Source organism: Romboutsia sp. 13368 (assembly GCF_018336475.1).
Classification (GTDB): domain Bacteria; phylum Bacillota; class Clostridia; order Peptostreptococcales; family Peptostreptococcaceae; genus Romboutsia.
Map to the genome: position 1 here is coordinate 1,535,263 of NZ_CP048741.1, position 2,204 is coordinate 1,537,466.

The 2,204-nt window shown below is 26.3% G+C and carries 1 protein-coding gene; it reads right to left on the minus strand.

The window, feature by feature from the left end:
- Positions 1 to 186 precede the first annotated feature (186 nt).
- Positions 187 to 2,175, minus strand: a complete 1,989-nt coding sequence (locus G3997_RS06190) for a GTP-binding protein (RefSeq protein WP_296644496.1) — start codon at positions 2,173 to 2,175, stop codon at positions 187 to 189.
- Positions 2,176 to 2,204 lie beyond the last annotated feature (29 nt).

Genomic DNA, 2,204 nt, shown 5'->3' on the forward strand with positions numbered 1-2,204 from the left:
TTAATGGCTATTCTAAAGTTACAAACCTAAACTTTAGAATAAGTAAATTCTATTTACTATTATTTTTAATAAACACATAATAACATGTTTTTATATTAACATAGTCGTAATATATTGTAAATTATCGTGATTCGTCATATTTCTACTTAATTTTTAGGATACTTCTAAACTATTCTTCTCTTTTTATTACTTTTCTAGACAATGCATATATTCTTTAGCTTCACTTCCCTTTACAACATATGCTTGTCCCTTAGAACAGAATATTGAATTAGAAGTATAATCTATATCACTATCTTTATTGTATCCTCTATTTTCTAAAACTTCTTCTGCATTATGGCATATATCATATCCATCAAAAACATAAGTTATAGAGCCTGTTCCCTTACTAAAAGATATTATCTCTAGTGGATAATCCATAAAAGTAGACACAGGACCTCTACCTCTTATAGTAGTTATATTTTCATTAATTATAGGAGCTTCAAACTCCCCACTCATCTTAGAAATATCAGACATAACTCGACCAACATAATCCGTTCCAATTTCTATAGTAAATTTATAATATGGTTCAAGTAATATATTTTTAGTATTTTCAAGTCCTTGTCTTAATGCTCTAAATGTAGCCTCTCTAAAATCTCCACCGCTGGTATGTTTATTATGTGCTCCTCCTGTTAACAGCGTTATATTAATATCTGTTAGTGGATATCCTCCTAATATTCCTTTATGCTCTTTTTCAAATACATGAGTTTTAACTAGATTTTGATGTCCTATAGATAAGTTATCTACATGAGCAATACTTTCAAAACTTACTCCACTATTTCTTTTATTTGGTTTAATATTTAAATGAACTTCCGCATAATGACCTAATGGTTCAAAATGTCCATATCCAATAGTCTCACTTTCTATGGTTTCTTTATAAATTATTTCACATTTACCAAATTCAACATCAATATTAAATCTTTCTTTTACAATAGACTTTAATATCTCTAGTTGTATTTTTCCCATAACATGGATATGGATTTCTTTTAAAGTTTCATCCCAAATCACGTTAAGTGCTGGTTCTTCATCATTTAATATATTAAAATAACCTAATACATCTCTTACATTTAAATTATCATCAAATATAACCTTTGATTTTAATGTAGGAACCATTTCTAAATTAATCTCAGATTTAATATTTATTAATCTTTCTTTATTTATATTAGAGCCTATAACTAAATCTCCTACTGTAGTTTCATTTAAACCACATACACCAAAAACATCACCTGCATAAACTTCATTTACAGATGTATATTTATTTGAATTATATAATCTTATTTCATTAACTTTTTCATTATTTCCCTGGCCATACTTTACTTCATCTTTAACCTTAAGACTTCCTTGTATTGCTTTTATGTATGTTGTTCTTTTCTTATTTTCATCATACTTTACTTTATATACTTTCCCTATAAAATCTTCTTCATTTTTATAGTCTGTATATGTTAAATAATCTAAATTTTTTATAAACTCACTTATTCCTATATCTTGTAGTGCTGAACCATACATTAAAGGATATATTCTAGATTCATTTATCATTTGTTTCATTGAATTTATCCATAAACTTTCATCATAGTCTTCTTCTAAGTATTTTTCAAATAAGTTATCATCTCTTTCAGCTATAAATTCTATAAGCTCTTCACTTAGAATATTATTAGAATCTATGTTTAAATTATCACTTATATTTACAATATCACTACTTAAATTAGATTTTATATCTTTTATAATATCGTCTATATTTGCACCTTCTCTATCCATTTTATTTACAAAAAATATAGTTGGAACATTATATTTTCTAAGTAGTCTGAAAACTGTTTTAGTATGTGATTGAACCTTCTCTATAGCACTTATTATTACTATAGCATAATCCATTATGCTAATTGCTCTTTCCATATCAGGTGAAAAGTCTATATGTCCAGGTGTATCTATTAAGTAATACTCTGATTCATTATATTTAAAATTTGCTTGTTCTGAAAATATAGTTATTCCTCTTTGCTTTTCTATATCATGGTTATCTAAAAATGTATCTTTATTATCAACTCTACCTCTTTTTCTTATTACATTTGTATGGTAAAGGAGTTGTTCACAAAATGTAGTTTTACCAGCGTCAACATGTGCAAGTATCCCTATTGTCTTTTTCATATTCCACCTTCTTATATTTTAATTTATTA

What these genes read in the sequence shown, in the direction of transcription:
- G3997_RS06190 (WP_296644496.1), bottom strand. Translation starts at nt 2,175, where the DNA reads ATGAAAAAGACAATAGGGATACTTGCACATGTTGACGCTGGTAAAACT.